General features: G+C 73.6%; 15 protein-coding genes. 9 read left to right on the forward strand and 6 right to left on the reverse strand.

The features are described from left to right. Positions 1 to 68 precede the first annotated feature (68 nt). Positions 69 to 980 (forward strand): GNAT family N-acetyltransferase, encoded by a 912-nt coding sequence (locus OG767_RS03730; protein WP_405092160.1) that lies wholly within the window; start codon positions 69 to 71, stop codon positions 978 to 980. Here the strand turns inward: OG767_RS03730 and OG767_RS03735 are convergent. Continuing rightward, a complete protein-coding gene (locus OG767_RS03735; protein WP_405092161.1) occupies positions 946 to 1,602 on the reverse strand; it encodes a futalosine hydrolase in 657 nt (218 codons plus the stop codon). The two genes, OG767_RS03730 and OG767_RS03735, sit on opposite strands and share 35 nt — an antisense overlap. Beyond that, complete coding sequence (locus OG767_RS03740) at positions 1,599 to 3,206, reverse strand: MFS transporter (protein WP_405092162.1); 1,608 nt, start codon at positions 3,204 to 3,206, stop codon at positions 1,599 to 1,601. The genes OG767_RS03735 and OG767_RS03740 overlap by 4 nt, the downstream gene beginning before the upstream one ends. A 65-nt stretch (positions 3,207 to 3,271) precedes the next feature. Here OG767_RS03740 and OG767_RS03745 point away from each other — a divergent pair, with 65 nt between their 5' ends. Beyond that, positions 3,272 to 4,111, forward strand: a complete 840-nt coding sequence (locus OG767_RS03745; protein WP_405092163.1) for a DUF3027 domain-containing protein — start codon at positions 3,272 to 3,274, stop codon at positions 4,109 to 4,111. A gap of 4 nt (positions 4,112 to 4,115) precedes the next feature. On the opposite strand, the gene OG767_RS03750 is transcribed toward OG767_RS03745, so the two are convergent. Further along, positions 4,116 to 4,331 carry a DUF2530 domain-containing protein gene (locus OG767_RS03750; RefSeq protein WP_405094124.1) on the reverse strand — a complete coding sequence of 72 codons (216 nt, stop codon included), beginning with the start codon at positions 4,329 to 4,331 and terminating at the stop codon, positions 4,116 to 4,118. Positions 4,332 to 4,469: 138 nt separating this feature from the next. Here OG767_RS03750 and OG767_RS03755 point away from each other — a divergent pair, with 138 nt between their 5' ends. The 5 genes from OG767_RS03755 (at position 4,470) to thpR (ending at position 9,027) form a co-directional block, all read left to right on the forward strand. Beyond that, positions 4,470 to 5,951, forward strand: coding sequence for an NCS2 family permease (locus OG767_RS03755; protein WP_405092164.1), 1,482 nt, complete (start codon positions 4,470 to 4,472; stop codon positions 5,949 to 5,951). A gap of 61 nt (positions 5,952 to 6,012) precedes the next feature. Further along, positions 6,013 to 6,462 carry a MarR family winged helix-turn-helix transcriptional regulator gene (locus OG767_RS03760; protein ID WP_281943423.1) on the forward strand — a complete coding sequence of 150 codons (450 nt, stop codon included), beginning with the start codon at positions 6,013 to 6,015 and terminating at the stop codon, positions 6,460 to 6,462. A 69-nt stretch (positions 6,463 to 6,531) separates the two neighbouring features. After that, complete coding sequence (locus OG767_RS03765; protein WP_405092165.1) at positions 6,532 to 7,818, forward strand: MFS transporter; 1,287 nt, start codon at positions 6,532 to 6,534, stop codon at positions 7,816 to 7,818. A 125-nt stretch (positions 7,819 to 7,943) separates the two neighbouring features. Continuing rightward, a complete protein-coding gene (locus OG767_RS03770) occupies positions 7,944 to 8,453 on the forward strand; it encodes a hypothetical protein (protein ID WP_405092166.1) in 510 nt (169 codons plus the stop codon). Positions 8,454 to 8,457: 4 nt separating this feature from the next. Then, complete coding sequence (gene thpR, locus OG767_RS03775; protein ID WP_405092167.1) at positions 8,458 to 9,027, forward strand: RNA 2',3'-cyclic phosphodiesterase; 570 nt, start codon at positions 8,458 to 8,460, stop codon at positions 9,025 to 9,027. 39 nt (positions 9,028 to 9,066) lie between these two features. Here thpR and sepH read toward each other — a convergent pair whose 3' ends face one another. The 3 genes from sepH to OG767_RS03790 all read right to left on the reverse strand — a co-directional run bounded on the left by sepH (position 9,067) and on the right by OG767_RS03790 (position 12,837). After that, a complete protein-coding gene (sepH, locus tag OG767_RS03780) occupies positions 9,067 to 10,155 on the reverse strand; it encodes a septation protein SepH (RefSeq protein ID WP_405092168.1) in 1,089 nt (362 codons plus the stop codon). A 189-nt stretch (positions 10,156 to 10,344) separates the two neighbouring features. Beyond that, on the reverse strand, positions 10,345 to 11,472 hold the full coding sequence (gene serC / locus OG767_RS03785; RefSeq protein WP_405092169.1) for a phosphoserine transaminase: 1,128 nt from the start codon (positions 11,470 to 11,472) through the stop codon (positions 10,345 to 10,347). 258 nt (positions 11,473 to 11,730) lie between these two features. Continuing rightward, complete coding sequence (locus OG767_RS03790; protein ID WP_281943411.1) at positions 11,731 to 12,837, reverse strand: citrate synthase 2; 1,107 nt, start codon at positions 12,835 to 12,837, stop codon at positions 11,731 to 11,733. A gap of 274 nt (positions 12,838 to 13,111) precedes the next feature. Here OG767_RS03790 and pdxH point away from each other — a divergent pair, with 274 nt between their 5' ends. Together pdxH and OG767_RS03800 are read left to right on the forward strand one after the other, a co-directional pair. Beyond that, on the forward strand, positions 13,112 to 13,741 hold the full coding sequence (gene pdxH, locus OG767_RS03795) for a pyridoxamine 5'-phosphate oxidase (protein WP_405094125.1): 630 nt from the start codon (positions 13,112 to 13,114) through the stop codon (positions 13,739 to 13,741). After that, positions 13,738 to 15,030, forward strand: coding sequence for an MFS transporter (locus tag OG767_RS03800; RefSeq protein ID WP_405092170.1), 1,293 nt, complete (start codon positions 13,738 to 13,740; stop codon positions 15,028 to 15,030). Before pdxH ends, OG767_RS03800 begins: the two co-directional genes overlap by 4 nt. Positions 15,031 to 15,033 lie beyond the last annotated feature (3 nt).

Raw genomic sequence — 15,033 nt, forward strand, 5'->3', positions numbered from 1 at the left:
CACAGGGTTGTCCACAGGAGGATGCGGCGGGGTGGCGGCCGGCGCGGTGACGGCCCGAGCATGGCGTGGTGACCGACGCCGACGCCGACCCGCCCGCCGACCCGCCCGCTGACCCGCCCGCTGACCTATCCGCTGACCTATCCGCCGAGCCGCTGACGACCGATCTGGGTGCGACGCTGCGGGCGGTGCGCCGGGCGGCCGACCTCAGCCAACGTGAGCTCGCCGCGCGGTCGGGAGTGCCGCAGACGACCGTCGCCCGCATCGAGTGCGGGCGGTCGGCGCGGCCGAGCTTCCACACCGTCGAGCGGCTGGTCACGGCGGCGGGTGGGCGGATCACCCTGGTGCTGCCGCCCGGCGAGGGGCACGGGCCGCCCTCGGCGGCGCCGGAGGAGCTGCGCGACGCGGCGGGGCGGCACTGCCCGGCGCACCTGGACGCCCGGGAGGTGCGCGAGCCGAAGGACTGGCCGGGAGCCTGGTGGGCGCACTTCCCGGGCCTGTCGGGTTACGCGTCGGCCCTGCCGGCCGTGACGTACCGCCTCGACCGCGAGCGCCGGGACCACGACCGGGCCCGGGCCCGGGTGCGCCGGGCGTGTCGGATCCGGCGGCACGCCGACCCGACGTCCCCGGCGACGTCCTGGCGATTCGTCGCCGAGTTGCCGGACGGCGAGCTGGTCGGTGAACTGCGCGCACACGAGCGCAGCGACGAACTGCTCCTCGGCTACCGGTTGCCGGGTCTACGCCACCTCGTGCTGGACGAGGTGCTCGTCGCGCCGGCGTACCGGCTGCTCGGTGTCGGCCGGCGGCTGGTGGCGGCGCTGACCACGGAGATGGCGCGGTGCGGCGTGTCGTCGGCGCATGCCGTCACCGACGGGACCGGAGCCTGCCTGCTGCGCGACTGTGGCTTCCGGGTCGAGTCGAGAGACGCGGCGGTGATGCGGTTCGACCTCACGGCTGACGCAGCGCCGCGGCTGCGGAGGTGAGGGCGGCGAACGCCTCGCGCATGCGCCACGCGCCACGGTCGCGCGGGCCGATCGGGTTCGAGATGGTCCGCAGCTCGGCGAAGGGGACCCCGGCGTGGGCGGCGGCCACGGCGACGCCGTACCCCTCCATGGCCTCGGCCACGGCGTCCGGGTGCCGGTCGGCGAGCGTGGCGGTGCTGGCGGCGGTGCCGGTCACGGTGCTGACCGTGAGCACGGTGCCGACGGTCGCCGCGGGCAGCGCGGCGCGCAGCGCGTCCAGCAGGGCCGGGTCGGCGGGCACGGTCCGGCCGCCGCCCAGCAGCTCAGGTGCCATACCCAGCTCCTCGACCGGGATGAACCCGGCCGGCGACTCGGCACCGAGGTCGGCGGCGACGCTGCGGTCGGCCAGCACGGTGCCGCCGACCGCGACCCGGCCGACGAAGCCGCCGGCGATGCCGGCGCTGACCACCGCCCGGTACGGCCGGCCGGCCGCCTCGGCCAGCGCCAGCAGGCGCGCGGTGGCGGCGCCGGCGACGGCCGGGCCGACGCCGATCGGTCGTACCGTCACGGTCGGGTCGGTGAGGCCGGCGCGGACCGCCTCGGCCTCGGCGGGCACCGCCGTGACCACCAGCAGACCGGTCACGCCACCGGCCCCCGGGGATCGCGCCGGTTCTCGTCCTCCGCCGCCCCGACCCCGCCTACCGACGAGGAGGGGCGGTAGATGTGGAAGCCGGGCGGAGCGAGCGCGTCGTCGTCCGGCGGGGGGATGTCGACCCGCTGCGGCGCCGGCGAGGTGGGTGCCGGGTCGTCGAACGAGGTGACCGGCGGTGTCGCCCGCCCGCTGATCACCTCGTCGTCGCCGAGTGGGCGACCGACCAGGTGTTCGCCGCGCAGCCGGCCGGCGATCAGCACACCGCGTACGGCCACGAGCGCGGCCACGCCGGCGGCTACCGCCACCCCGATCAGGCCGGTGAACGGCACCAGCCCCAGCCCGCCGCCGGCCACGAACGCGAGCATCAGCGCGGTCTCCGAGTGCGCGAAGGAACTGGCCCGCAGCCGCTCCGGGATGCGCTCCTGGATCGAGGCGTCCACCGCCAGCTTGGCGATCCCGCTCATCAGCGCCGCCACCAGGCAGAGCAGCGCCACCATGGGCAGCGAGAACTTGATCGCGGCGAGCAGCGCCACGCCGGCCACGATGATCGAGCCGCTGGACTGGATCGCGGTCGGCCGGTGGATGCGCAGCCGGGTGCCGAGCGCGGTGGCCAGGAACGTGCCCACCGCCAGCGCGCCGCCGACCAGGCCCAGCGCGGCCTGGGCGCCCAGTTCGCGGCCGAAGAAGTCGGTGGTCAGGTCGCCGCCCTTGATCGCGAAGGCGAGGAAGAGCAGCAGGAAGCCGTAGATCCCGCGTAGCGCCGCGGCCCCGATCAACGTGGCGATCACCAGGCGGCCGGCGGGGCGGCCCCGGCCCAGCGGGCGCTCGCCGTCACGGCGGCGCATCGCCCGTAGCGGGTGGGGCATGCGCTCCGGCGGCTCCGAGTCGGCCTTGGGCGGCAGCCGGAGCGAGACGACCATGCCGATCAGGAAGATCACCGTGGCGACCCGGAGCGGCCACTGCGGCCCGAACCAGAACGCGGCCAACCCGATCGGGGCGACCAGCGCGCCGGCCACCGTGCCGTAGACGCTGGCTCGCGCGCCGACCTGGGACAACCCCAACCCGTCGGGGAGCAGCCGGGGCACCGCCGCCGAACGGGCCACCCCGTAGGCGCGGGAGAGGGCGAGCACCCCGAAGGCCGCCGGGTAGAGCCCGAGCCCGCCCATGTAGTCGGAGATCAGCCAGGCCAGGAACGCCCGGCCGAGCATGGTGGTGGCCAGCGCGTACCGCCGGCCGTGGCGGAAGTGGTCGAGCAGCGGGCCGACCACCGGTGCGAGCATGGCGAACGGGACCATGGTCACCAGCAGGTAGAGCGCGACCTTGTTGCGCGCCTCGCCCAGCGGCACGTCGAAGAAGATCGTCCCGGCCAGGCCGATGGCGATCAGCGTGTCGCCGGCGCAGGAGAGCGCGTGCAGGTCGAACAGGCGGACCATGCCCACCTCGTTGCCGGCGCTGCGGGCCCGGGCGGTGCCGGCCCGGCGGGTCATCCAGCGCCCGCCGTGCAGCGAGCCCCGCAGCAACAGCCGGGTGGCGCGGATGCCGGTGCCCACGGTCCGCCCGAGGAAGGAGCGGCCGGAGCGGGAGGACAGCGCCATGTGTCCCATCCTGACCCATCTACTCCGTGCGTGCCGCATCACCCGGAGAGAACCCGCCGACGGGCATGGGGAACAATGGTGGAGTGACCAGGCCCGCCTCCGCCCGCGCCCCCCGGCTCGACCAGGTATGCGCCGCCGCCGTCGAGGTGGCCCGCGACGCCATCACCGAGGTGGAGCCGACCGACGTCGGTGACCACCTCCAGGCCGTCGCCGAGGGCGACCGGGTCGTCACCCACTACTTCGACTGCCGGATGGCCGGTTATCGCGGCTGGCGTTGGGCCGTCACGGTGACCCGGGTGCCGCGCAGCAAGCACGTCACCATCTGCGAGACCGTGCTGCTGCCCGGCTCGGACGCGATGCTCGCCCCCGGCTGGCTGCCCTGGCAGGAGCGGCTCAAGCCGGGCGACCTGGGCCCAGGTGACCTGCTGCCCACCCCGGCCGACGACGAGCGGCTCGCCCCCGGGTACCTGCTCTCCGACGATCCGGCCGTGGAGGAGACCGCCTGGGAGCTGGGCCTCGGCCGGGCCCGAGTGCTGTCCCGGGAGGGGCGCGCGGACACCGCCCAGCGGTGGTACGACGGCGACCACGGGCCGGACGCCGCCATCTCGGCCGCCGCGCCGGCCGCCGCCCGCTGCGGCACCTGCGGCTTCTACCTGCCGCTGGCCGGCTCGCTGCGGCAGGCCTTCGGGGCGTGCGGCAACTTCTTCGCCCCGGACGACGGGCGGGTGGTGAGCGCCGACCACGGCTGCGGCGCGCACTCGGAGACGCTCGTCGACACGACCGAGACGCCGGTCGCCGAGCTGCCCACCATCTATGACGACAGCGCGGTCGAGGCGATGCCGGTCGGCCGGGCCAGCGGTTCCGTGGAGGCGGCCGAGCCGGCGGAGCCGTACGCGCACTCCTGACCGGTCAGCGCTGACGCCCGGCGGCCGCCCGGCGGCGACGCCGGTTGGCGTCGTGCCGCATCATGGTGGCCAAACCGGGAAAGCCCCACAGAAAACCGGCAAGGCAGGTCCAGAGCCAGTTCTGGTGGCCGTGCGCGGTGAGCCAGTCCCGGCAGAAGATCAGCAGCACCAGACCGGCCACCGCCCAGGCGATCAGCCCGGCGACGGCGAACGGCACCATCGGCGGGTCGAGCGGCTCCGGCCGCGGCTGTTGCTCCTGGGGCACCGGCCCAGCGTACGTGATCGTTCTTTCCTGTCCGCCGGGTGATCTGGCACGATGCGCGCGACAAAACCGGTTGATCGACAAGATGAGGACCCGATGGCCATTGCCCCGCCGGCGGACCACGGCACACCGCCCGATCCCGCGCACCCGCGCAACGCGTTCGACCGCTTCTTCGAGATCTCCGCCCGCCGGTCCACCACGGGTCGGGAGATCCGAGGTGGCTTCGCCACGTTCTTCACGATGGCGTACATCGTGGTGTTGAACCCGCTGATCCTCGGCGGCGCGGAGGACGCCGACGGGCGTACCCTCGCCATCCCGGCGCTGGCCGCGGCGACCGCGCTGGTCGCCGGCCTGATGACCATCCTGATGGGGGTGGTGGCCCGGTTCCCGATCGCGCTGGCCGCCGGGCTGGGCGTGAACGCGCTGGTGGCCTTCGAGATCGCGCCGCAGATGACCTGGGCGGACGCGATGGGTCTGGTGGTCATCGAGGGTGTGCTGATCGGCATCCTGGTGCTCACCGGGCTGCGTACCGCGGTGTTCCGTTCGGTGCCGACGCAGCTCAAGACCGCCATCGGGGTCGGCATCGGCCTGTTCCTGACCATCATCGGCCTGGTCGACGCCGGGTTCGTGCGGCGGGTCCCGGACGCCGCGAACACCACCGTGCCGGTCGGGCTGGGCATCAACGGCAAGATCGTCAGTTGGCCGATGCTGGTGTTCGTGGTCGGTCTGCTGGTGACCGTGGTGCTGGTCGTGCGGCGGGTGCGCGGCGCGATCCTGATCGGCATCCTGGCCTCCACCGTGCTGGCCGTCGTGGTCGAGGCGGTCGGCAACATCGGCCCGTCCTTCGTCGACGGCAAGCCGAACCCGAAGGGCTGGGCGCTGAACGTGCCCGAGCTGCCGAAGCAGGTGGTGGACCTGCCGGACCTGTCGCTGCTGGGCAACTTCAACGTGCTGGACTCGTGGACCCGGGTCGGCTGGCTGGTCCCGCTGATGTTCGTCTTCACGCTGCTGATCACGGACTTCTTCGACACCATGGGCACGATGGTCGCGATCGGCCAGGAGGGGGACATGCTCGACGAGCAGGGCACTCCGCCGCGCGCCAAGGAGATCCTGCTCGTCGACTCGATCGCCGCCGCCGCGGGTGGCGCGGCGTCGGTGTCGAGCAACACGTCGTACATCGAGAGTGCCGCCGGTGTCGGTGAGGGCGCCCGGACCGGCGTGGCCAACCTGGTCACCGGCGGCCTGTTCCTGCTGGCCATGTTCCTCGCGCCGCTGTCGGCGATCGTGCCGTTCGAGGCCGCCTCGACCGCGCTGGTGGTGGTCGGCTTCCTGATGATGACGGCGGTCCGGACCATCGACTGGACCGACTACGAGATCGCGATCCCGGCGTTCCTCACCATCGTGCTGATGCCGTTCACGTACTCCATCTCGAACGGCATCGGGGCCGGCGTGATCAGCTACGTGCTGGTGAAGCTGGCGAAGGGCAAGGCCCGGGAGGTCCACCCCCTGCTGTACGGCGTGGCCGCCCTGTTCGTCCTCTACTTCCTGCGCGGGCCGATCGAGTCCGTGCTGCTCTGACGCTGGTGAGCCTGGTCATAACGGACGTCGTTAGCCAGGCTCATTAGTTAAGCTAACGAGTGTGACGGAGCGGACGGTGACGGCGAAACGCGTGCCACCGGCGCAGCTGGCCCCCCAGCTGCGTGATGCGATCACCCGACTCAACCGGCGGGTCCGACAGGCCCGACCGGTCGGCGACCTCACGGTCACCCAGCTGTCGGCGCTCACCAGCCTCAAGCTGGCGGGCGCCCTCACGCCACGGGAACTGGCCGACGTCGAACGGGTGCAGCCGCCGACGATGACGAAGATCGTCGCGAAGTTGGAGGAGCGCGGCCTCGTGCAGCGCACCCCCCATCCGACCGACGGACGGCAGGTCATCCTGGCGGCGACCGAGGGGGGACGGGCCGTGCTCGACCAGTTCGAGCGCGCCCGCAACGAGTGGCTGGCCAGCCGACTGGCCGCACTCACCGAGGAGGAACGCGACACGCTGCGGCGGGCCGCCGACATCCTCCAGGGCATCGCCCGCGGCTGACCCCGCGTCGCGCGGTCCGCTTCGTCAGTTGTCGATGAGGCGTACCTGACGCGAGGAGGCGCACCTAGAGTGCAGGCCAAGCTGAGCACGATGTTCCAGTCCCTACGAGTCCGCAACTACCGACTCTTCGCCACCGGGCAGCTGATCAAACTGATCGGCGTCTGGATGATGTTCATCGCCCAGGACTGGCTCGTCCTCGAGCTGAGCAACAACTCCGCCACCGCGCTCGGCGTGGTCACCGCGTTGCAGTTCACTCCCGTACTCCTGCTCACGCTGCTCTCCGGCCGCCTCGCCGACCGGTACGACAAGCGGATGCTGCTCTTCGTCGCCAACGCGTTCTGGACCGTGCTGGCGCTGGGGATGAGCATGCTGGTCGTCACCGGCGTGGTGCGGCTCTGGCACGTGTTCGCGTTCGCCGCGCTGCTCGGTGTCGCCAACGCGGTCGAGACCCCGGTGCGGCAGGCGTTCGTCTCCGAGTTGGTCGGCGTGACGCTGCTGCCGAACGCGCTCTCGCTCAACGCGGCCGTGTTCAACTCCGCCCGGATCGTCGGCCCCGCCGTCGCCGGCCTGGCCATCGCCGCGTTCGACGTCGGCCCGGTCTTCCTGGTCACCGCGCTCAGCTCCATCGCGCCGCTGGTCAACGTGGTCAAGATGCGCCCCGCCGAACTGCACCGCAAGGACCTGCCGCCGGCCGGTGAACGGGACCAGGCCCGGGTGGTGGACGGCCTGCGGTACGTGGCGCGCCGCCCTGACCTGCTGCTGCCGATGGTCGTCATGTCGGTGATCGGGATGAGCCTGTTCAACTTCCAGCTCACCCTCGCCGCGCTCGCCAAGACCGTCTTCAACACCGGCGCCGCGTCGTTCGGCCTGTTCAGCACCGTGCTGGCGGTCGGCGCGCTGGTCGGCGCGCTCGCCGGCACCGGCCGGCGCAGCCGCCCCTCGGTCTGGCTGGTGCTGGGCGCCGCCATCGGCTGCGCCAGCTTCGGCACGCTGGTCGGGCTCGCCCCCGCGTACTGGATGGTGGTGGCGCTGCTGCCGCCCACCGGGTTCTTCATGATCTTCTTCGCCCAGGCCGCCAACCAGCGGGTGCAACTCGGCGTCGACGCGTCCTTCCGGGGCCGGGTGATGGCGCTGTGGGTGCTGGTGTTCCTGGGCACCAACCCGGTCGGCGCGCCGATCATCGGGTGGACGGCCGAGACGTTCGGCGCCGGCGCGAGCATCTGGATCGGTGGCCTCATCTCGCTGGCCGCCGCGCTGCTGGCGCTCACCTGGCAACTGCGCCGCTCCGGCGCGCGCCTACGGCTGCGGGTGCTGCCGATGCCGCGCTTCTACGTGGTGTCCCCCCGGGCCGAGTGAAAGGAGGGGCCCCCTCTTAACGCATTCTGCATAAAAGGGGGCCCCGCTTAACACCGCACAAATGCGTACCGCCGGGTTTCGGCAAACGGGTGGCGGGTGCGGTCGACAGGGCTTAGCGTCGATGTGTGGGATTGGGGCAGGGGCTGCTGCTGGCGCTGGCGATCCTCGCTGTCTGCTGCCTCCCTGCCGTGTTCGCGCTGGTCTTCTGCGCCGACGAGATCATCGACCGGTTCGCGTGCGGGTGGGCCGAGTGGCGCGAGCAGCGCCGTGAGCGCCGCACCATCGCCCGGCTCGATCGCGCCATCGAGGCCGAGGCGCTGACCCGCGACATCGACCTGACCGAGTTCGAGCGGGAGGGCCGCCGCCCGCTGGAGCAGCTCGCCACCGATCTGCGCCGGCTCGGCGGCCACCGGCTCGCCGCCGCCGACCGCTCGGTGGTGTGGCACGGCGCGGTCATCGAGGCGTACGACGAGCGGCTGCGCGCCGCCTGCCACGCCCTCGGCATCGCCGAGCACCTGGCCGAGCTGAACGGCGTCGACCGGGAGATCGAACGGGTTCGGGTGGAGGGCCTGCTGCACGCGGCCGGGCTGACGCTGCCGGCCGCCCGGGCGGCGCACCACCAGCGGCACCGCTGACCGGGTGCGGCTCTTCGCGGCGGTCTACCCGCCCCCGGCGGCGGTCACCGACCTCACCGCCCGGGTCGTCGGGCTGCGCGTCGGCGTCGCGTCCGCCGCCGGCGTGCACGTCCGGCTCGCCGACCCCACCCACCTCCACCTCACGCTCGCCTTCCTCGGTGAGGTGCCGGACGACCGGCTGGTCGAGGTGACGAGCGCACTCGGTCTGGCCGCGGAGTCCTTCCGGGACGGTCGGGGCAGCGCACCGCGGCTGCGCCTCGGCGGTGGGGGCAGTTTCGGCCAGGGCCGCTCCACCGTGCTCTGGGTGGACGTGCGCGGCGAGACCGACGCGCTGGACGCGCTGGCCCGCCTGGTTCGTCACGCGTTGCGTCGGGCCGGACTGCCGTACGACGACAAGCCGTTCCGGCCCCACCTGACCATCGCCCGCCCCGGCGACCGCGTCGACGTGCGCGCCGACCGGGAGACGCTGCACGGGTACGCCGGCCCCGAGTGGCCCGCCGAGGAGTTGGTCCCGGTCCGCAGCCACCCGGGCGCCCGCACCCACCACACCCGCCTCGCCGCCTGGCCCCTGTGAGACCCGGGCCCGTCGAGTGCCCGGCCTGTCACCGGTTGATCAGGAGGACTCGCGGGCCGCCGGGCCGCTGCCGAAGAGGACGTCGTCCCAGCTCGGAAGCCGCTTGCGTGGCTTGCCGCCGGCCTCACCGGACTCGGCGCCGGAGCCGCCGGACGCCGGCGGGTTGCCGGTGCGCCGCGGCCGCAGCACGGCCAACGACGGCACGGCGGGGATCTCTTTCGGCGCGTCCGAGTCGTCGTCGAACGCCGAACCCTGCCCGCCGCCGAGCAGCGCGGCGGCACCCCCGGCGACAGCCCGCTGGCGGGGTGCCTCCGAACCGGCCAGCGCGGCCGGGGAACGGGTGTCGAGACCGCGGCCGGACGTGCCGCCGAGCGGCCGGTCCAGCGAGGCGAGCAGCGCGTCCCGGCCGGCACGGATCGGGTCGCGCCCCGGACGGGCCTGCTCGACCCCGGACGGCAGGCCGTGCCCGCCCCGGCTCGGCTCGCCGCGCGACGGGCCGGGCAGCGCGTGGCCGCCCCGCTCGGGTGCCGGCTCCTGGCCGAGGATCGGCGTGGGCCGCTCGGCGCACAGGTATTGCGCCATGTCGTCGTGCGCGATGACGTTCTGCCGGGACTTGTCGAGATCCCACACCGCCTGGGCGGTGGCCTTGCCGGACGGCCAGGTGGCGATGATCCGCCAGGTGCCGTCGTCGCGGCGGTAGGCGTCCCAGGAGATCTTCTCGGTGTCGATGCCGTGCTGGGCCAGCCGGCCGTTGACCACCTCGGCCAGCGGGGTCGGCTTCTCGGCGCCCTTGAGTCGGGTGCGGCGGGCGTGCTGGGCGAGCATGGCCCGCTCCTGGAGCACCGGGCCGGCGTAGCGCAGCACCCGGTCGACCGGCACGCCGGCGATGCGGGCGACGTCCTCAGCGGACTCGCCGGAACGGATCCGGGCCTGGATGTCGCGCGGGGACAGCGACGGCGTGGGATCGGTGGAGGCCGGCACCACCGCGAGCGGGGTCGCGCCCGGCTCGGCGTGCAGCACCGAGGCCACGCGCTCGTCGATGGGGAGCGCGAGCAGGCGGCCCACCTCGTCGGTGAGCACCAGGGCCTGGCCGTCCTCGGAAAGGGCGACGAAGCGTACTGGGCGCATGGGCTTGCCTCCGTCCCGCTTCGCTGGCCGTCACGCCACGAGCCGGCCACCCGGGGCGTCCCCACCACCGTACGCTCATCTACCCGACGATGGGGACTGCGACACCCCGGCATGTCGCGACTGAGCTGCGGCGATGATCACGGTGGGTGGCCGCCGGAGCCCCGACGACCACCCAGCGTCACGGCGTGATCAGAGTCGCTCGACCACGTAGTCGATGGACGCGGTGAGCGCCTCGACGTCGGCCGGCTCGACGGCCGGGAAGAGCGCGACCCGGAGCTGGTTGCGGCCGAGCTTGCGGTAGGGCTCAGTGTCCACGATGCCGTTGGCGCGCAGCGCCTTGGCGATCGCGGTGGCGTCCACCCCGTCGGCGAAGTCGACGGTGGCGACCACGTTGGAGCGCAGCGCCGGGTCCGCCACGAACGGGGTGGCGAACGACGAGCGCTCGGCCCAGCCGTACACGATGCCGGCGCTCTCGGCGGTGCGCTTGGCCGCCCAGGCCAGCCCGCCCTGGGAGTTCATCCAGTCGGTCTGCTCCGCGGCCAGGAAGATGGTGGCCAGCGCCGGGGTGTTGTAGGTCTGCTCCAGCCGCGAGTTGTCGATCGCGGTGACCAGGTCCAGGAAGGCCGGGATGTAGCGGCCCGAGGACTTGATCTCGGTGGCCCGGGCGAGCGCGGCCGGCGACATCAGCGCCAGCCAGAGGCCGCCGTCGGAGCCGAAGCACTTCTGCGGGGCGAAGTAGTAGACGTCGGTCTCGGCGACGTCGACGTCCAGCCCGCCGGCGCCGGACGTGGCGTCGACAAGCAGCAGGGAGCCCTCGTCGGCGCCCGGCACCCGGCTGATCGGCACCGCCACGCCGGTGGAGGTCTCGTTGTGCGGGGTGGCGTAGACGTCCACGCCCGTCTCGGCGACCAGCGTCGGGGCGCTGCCCGCCGCCGACTTGCGCACGGTCGGCTCGCCCAGGAACGGGGCGTCGGCGACCGACTTGGCGAACTTGGCGCCGAACTCGCCGAAGCTGGCGAACTGGGCCCGGTCGCGGACCAGGCCGAACGTGGCGACCTCCCAGAACGCGGTGGTGCCGCCGTTGCCGATGATCACTTCGTAGCCCTCGGGGAGGGAGAAGAACTCGGCGATGCCCCGGCGCAGCCGGGCGACCTCGTCGCGGACCGTCTTCTGCCGGTGCGACGTGCCCAGGTAGCTGGTGGCGACGTCGGCGAGCGCGGAGACCGCCGCCGGACGAACCTTGGACGGGCCGCAGCCGAAACGGCCGTCGGCGGGCTTGAGGTCGTCGGGAATCCGGATGGTCGGTGCGTCAGCCACGGTTGTCTCGATCCTTCCGCATGGGCGAGGGCGGGCCCTTCCTGCGGGCGCGGACCGACGACCGGCTCGTGCGCCGGACGCACGGGGCGGCCGGGATCCGAACCCGGCCGGCAGCGCTGCCGGCCTTCATCCTCGCACCCGCCCGGCCGGCACCACCCGCTGGTCCCACCGCGAGTGCTGAGGCGTACGCCACAGGCGGGCGTTAAGAAGGGGCCCCGCCTATGCCTGAAGCGTTAAGAGGGGGCCCCTCCTTACAACTCAGACGCCGTGCGGGATGGCGTCCCAGCCCTCGACCTGCTGCGGCTTGCGGGTGCCCGGGCCGACGTAGGTGGCGGACGGGCGGACCAGCCGGTTCAGCTTCTTCTGCTCCAGGATGTGCGCGGACCAACCGCCCATCCGGGCACAGGTGAACATCGAGGTGAACATGTGCGCCGGCACCTCGGCGAAGTCCAGCACCACGGCCGACCAGAACTCGACGTTGGTGGCGAGGACGCGGTCCGGGCGGCGGGCCTGCAACTCGGCCAGGGCGGCCTTCTCCAGCGCCTCGGCGACCTCGAAGCGGGGCGCGCCCAGCTCCTTGGCGGTGCGCCGCAGCACGCGGGCGCGCGGGTCCTCGGCCCGGTAGACCCGGTGCCCGAAGCCCATCAGCCGCTCGCCGCGGTCGAGCACGCCCTTGACGTACCCCTCGGCGTCGCCGCTGCGCTCGACCGACTCCAGCATGCTGAGCACCCGGGACGGCGCGCCGCCGTGCAGCGGGCCGGAGAGTGCGCCGATGCCGGAGGAGATGCAGGCCGCGGCGTCCGCGCCGGTGGAGGCCACGATCCGGGCGGTGAAGGTGGAGGCGTTCAGGCCGTGCTCGGCGGCCGAGATGAAGTACGCGTCGACGGCCTTGACGTGCCGGGGGTCGGGTTCGCCGCGCCACCGCTTCATGAAGCGCTCGACGATCGTCTCCGCCTTGTCGATCTCCTTCTGCGGCACCGCCGGCAGGCCCAGCCCGCGCGCCGACTGGGCGACGAAGGAGAGCGCGGTGACCGACACCCGGGCCAGGTCCTCGCGGGCCTGGGCGTCGGAGATGTCGAGAAGCTGACTGAGCCCCCAGTACGGGGCCAGCATGGCGACCGCGGACTGCACGTCGACGCGGATGTCGCCGGAGTGCACCGGCACCGGGAACGGCTCGGCCGGCGGCAGGCCGGGGCCGAACCGACCGTCCACCAGCAGCGCCCAGACGTTGCCGAAGGAGACCTGGCCGATCAGATCCTCGATGTCCACGCCCCGGTAGCGCAGCGATCCACCCGCGCGGTCGGGTTCGGCGATCTGGGTCTCGAAGGCTACGACGCCCTCCAGACCCGGCTTGAAATCGGACATGTCGTCTCCTGGCTTCCGGCTCGGTGCGCCCGGGCGGGCTGATCCAGCCCCGTAGCTCAGGCGACCCCTCAGGGATGTGGTTCGAAACATCTTGCCCGGTGGGTAACCGGCTGCGCGACCCGCAGCGACTGTGCGCCACGCGACATCCCCGCCGGTGGACGCGCATGCGGACAGGAGAAGACTAGGCGTCGGGGCCTGGCCAGCGTCGGGGGACGCCGGTACGCCCGGGAGAGGGACGGCCAACGTGACAGGCGACACACCCGCTCCGGCCGGCATGCGTAACGAGTACGCCGCCGACCTGGGCCTAACCGAACCGGACCTGGCACCGGACTGGCACAGCCAGTTCGCCCGCTGGTTCGCCGACGCGGTGGCGCATCCGCTGCCCGAGCCGAACGCGATGGTGGTCGGCACCGCCGACGACCACGGCCGGCCCAGTGGACGCACCGTGCTGCTCAAGGGCTACGACGCGGAGGGCTTCGTCTTCTACACCAACCACCGCTCGCGCAAGGGCGCCGAGGTGACCGCCAACCCGTGGGCCAGCCTGGTCTTCCCGTGGTTCCCGATGCAGCGGCAGGTGACCGTCACCGGCCGGGTGGCGCACGTCGACCGGGCGGAGACCGAGGCGTACTTCGCCAGCCGGCCGCGCGGCTCGCAGCTCGGCGCGTGGGCCAGCACCCAGTCGGCGGTGGTCCCGGACCGGGCCGCGCTGGACGAGGCGTACCGGGCGGCGGCGGAGCGGTTCGCCGGCGTCGGGTCGATTCCCGCCCCGCCGCACTGGGGCGGGTTCCGGGTCCGCCCGGAGACGGTGGAGTTCTGGCAGGGCCGGGCCAGCCGGCTGCACGACCGGCTGCGGTTCCGGCGTACCGCCGACGGGGTGTGGGTCGTCGAGCGGCTCGCACCGTGACGGAGGTCACCAAGGCCCGGTCGCGCGGACCCCGCCGCTGGGCGATCGACCTGCGCCCGCTGCGCGTGCCCGCCTACCGGCGGGTGTGGCTCGGCAACGCGGTGGCGATGTTCGGCTTCCAGTTCACCGCCGTGGCGGTGCCGGTGGAGATGTTCGACCTGACCGGCGGCTCGTTCTGGGTCGGGCTGCTCGGCGTCGCCGGTTTCGTGCCGCTGCTGGTCTTCGGGCTCTGGGGCGGCGCGGTCGCCGACGCCCGGGACCGGCGGCGGGTGCTGCTCGCGGGCGGCGCGCTGCTCTGGGCGGCGACGCTCGGGCTGCTGGTGCAGTCACTTGTCGGCGCGCGCAGCCCGGTGCTGCTCCTGCTGCTGGTGGGCGTGCAGTCGGTGGCGTTCGCGATCACCTCCCCGGCCCGCAGCGCGATCCTGCCCCGGCTGGTGCCGGCCGAGCTGGTCCCGGCCGCGACCACGCTGAACTACACCACGTTCACCGCCGCCGCGGTCGCCGGGCCGCTGGCCGCCGGGCTGATCTTCGCCACCTGGCGGGTCGACGCGGCGCTGCCCATCGCGTACGGGTTGGACGCGCTGCTGTTCACCGTGTCGCTCTGGGCCACCCTGCGGCTGCCGGCGATGCCGCCGGAGCCGGAGCCGGGCGGCGGTGTCCGCCGGGCCGGGCTGAGCAGCGTCGTCGACGGCTTCCGCTACCTGGCCACCACGCCGGTGCTGCTGCTGTCGTTCGCCATCGACCTGATCGCGATGATCCTGGCCATGCCGCGGGCGCTCTTCCCGGAGCTGGCGCAGGAGCGCTTCGGTGGCGGCGCGGCGGTCGGCTGGCTCTACAGCGCCATCGCCATCGGCGCGATGCTCGGCGGCCTCACCTCCGGCTGGATCGGCCGGGTGCGCCGGCAGGGGCTGGCGCTCACCGTGGCGGTGGTCGGCTGGGGCGTGGCCATCGCGCTGGCCGGGCTCGCCGGCCGGCTCTGGCTGGCGGTGTTGCTGCTCGGCGTGGCCGGCGCCGCCGACCTGGTCAGCGCCACCCTGCGGCAGTCGATGCTGCTGGTGTACGCGCCGGACCGGATGCGCGGCCGGCTCCAGGGCGTGAACACGGTGGTGGTGGCCGGTGGCCCGCGCCTGGGTGACCTGCGGGCCGGCGTGACGGCCGCCGGGTTCGGCACCGGCGTCGCTATGGTCGGTGGCGGTATCGCCGCCGCCGTGCTGGCGGTGCTGCTGGTGACGGCGTTCCCCGCGTTGCTGCGCTATCGCGCCACCGCTCCCACCGAGGACCGTCGGTGACGA

It is taken from the genome of Micromonospora sp. NBC_01392 (assembly GCF_045040125.1).
In the GTDB taxonomy this organism is placed as follows: Bacteria; Actinomycetota; Actinomycetes; order Mycobacteriales; family Micromonosporaceae; genus Micromonospora.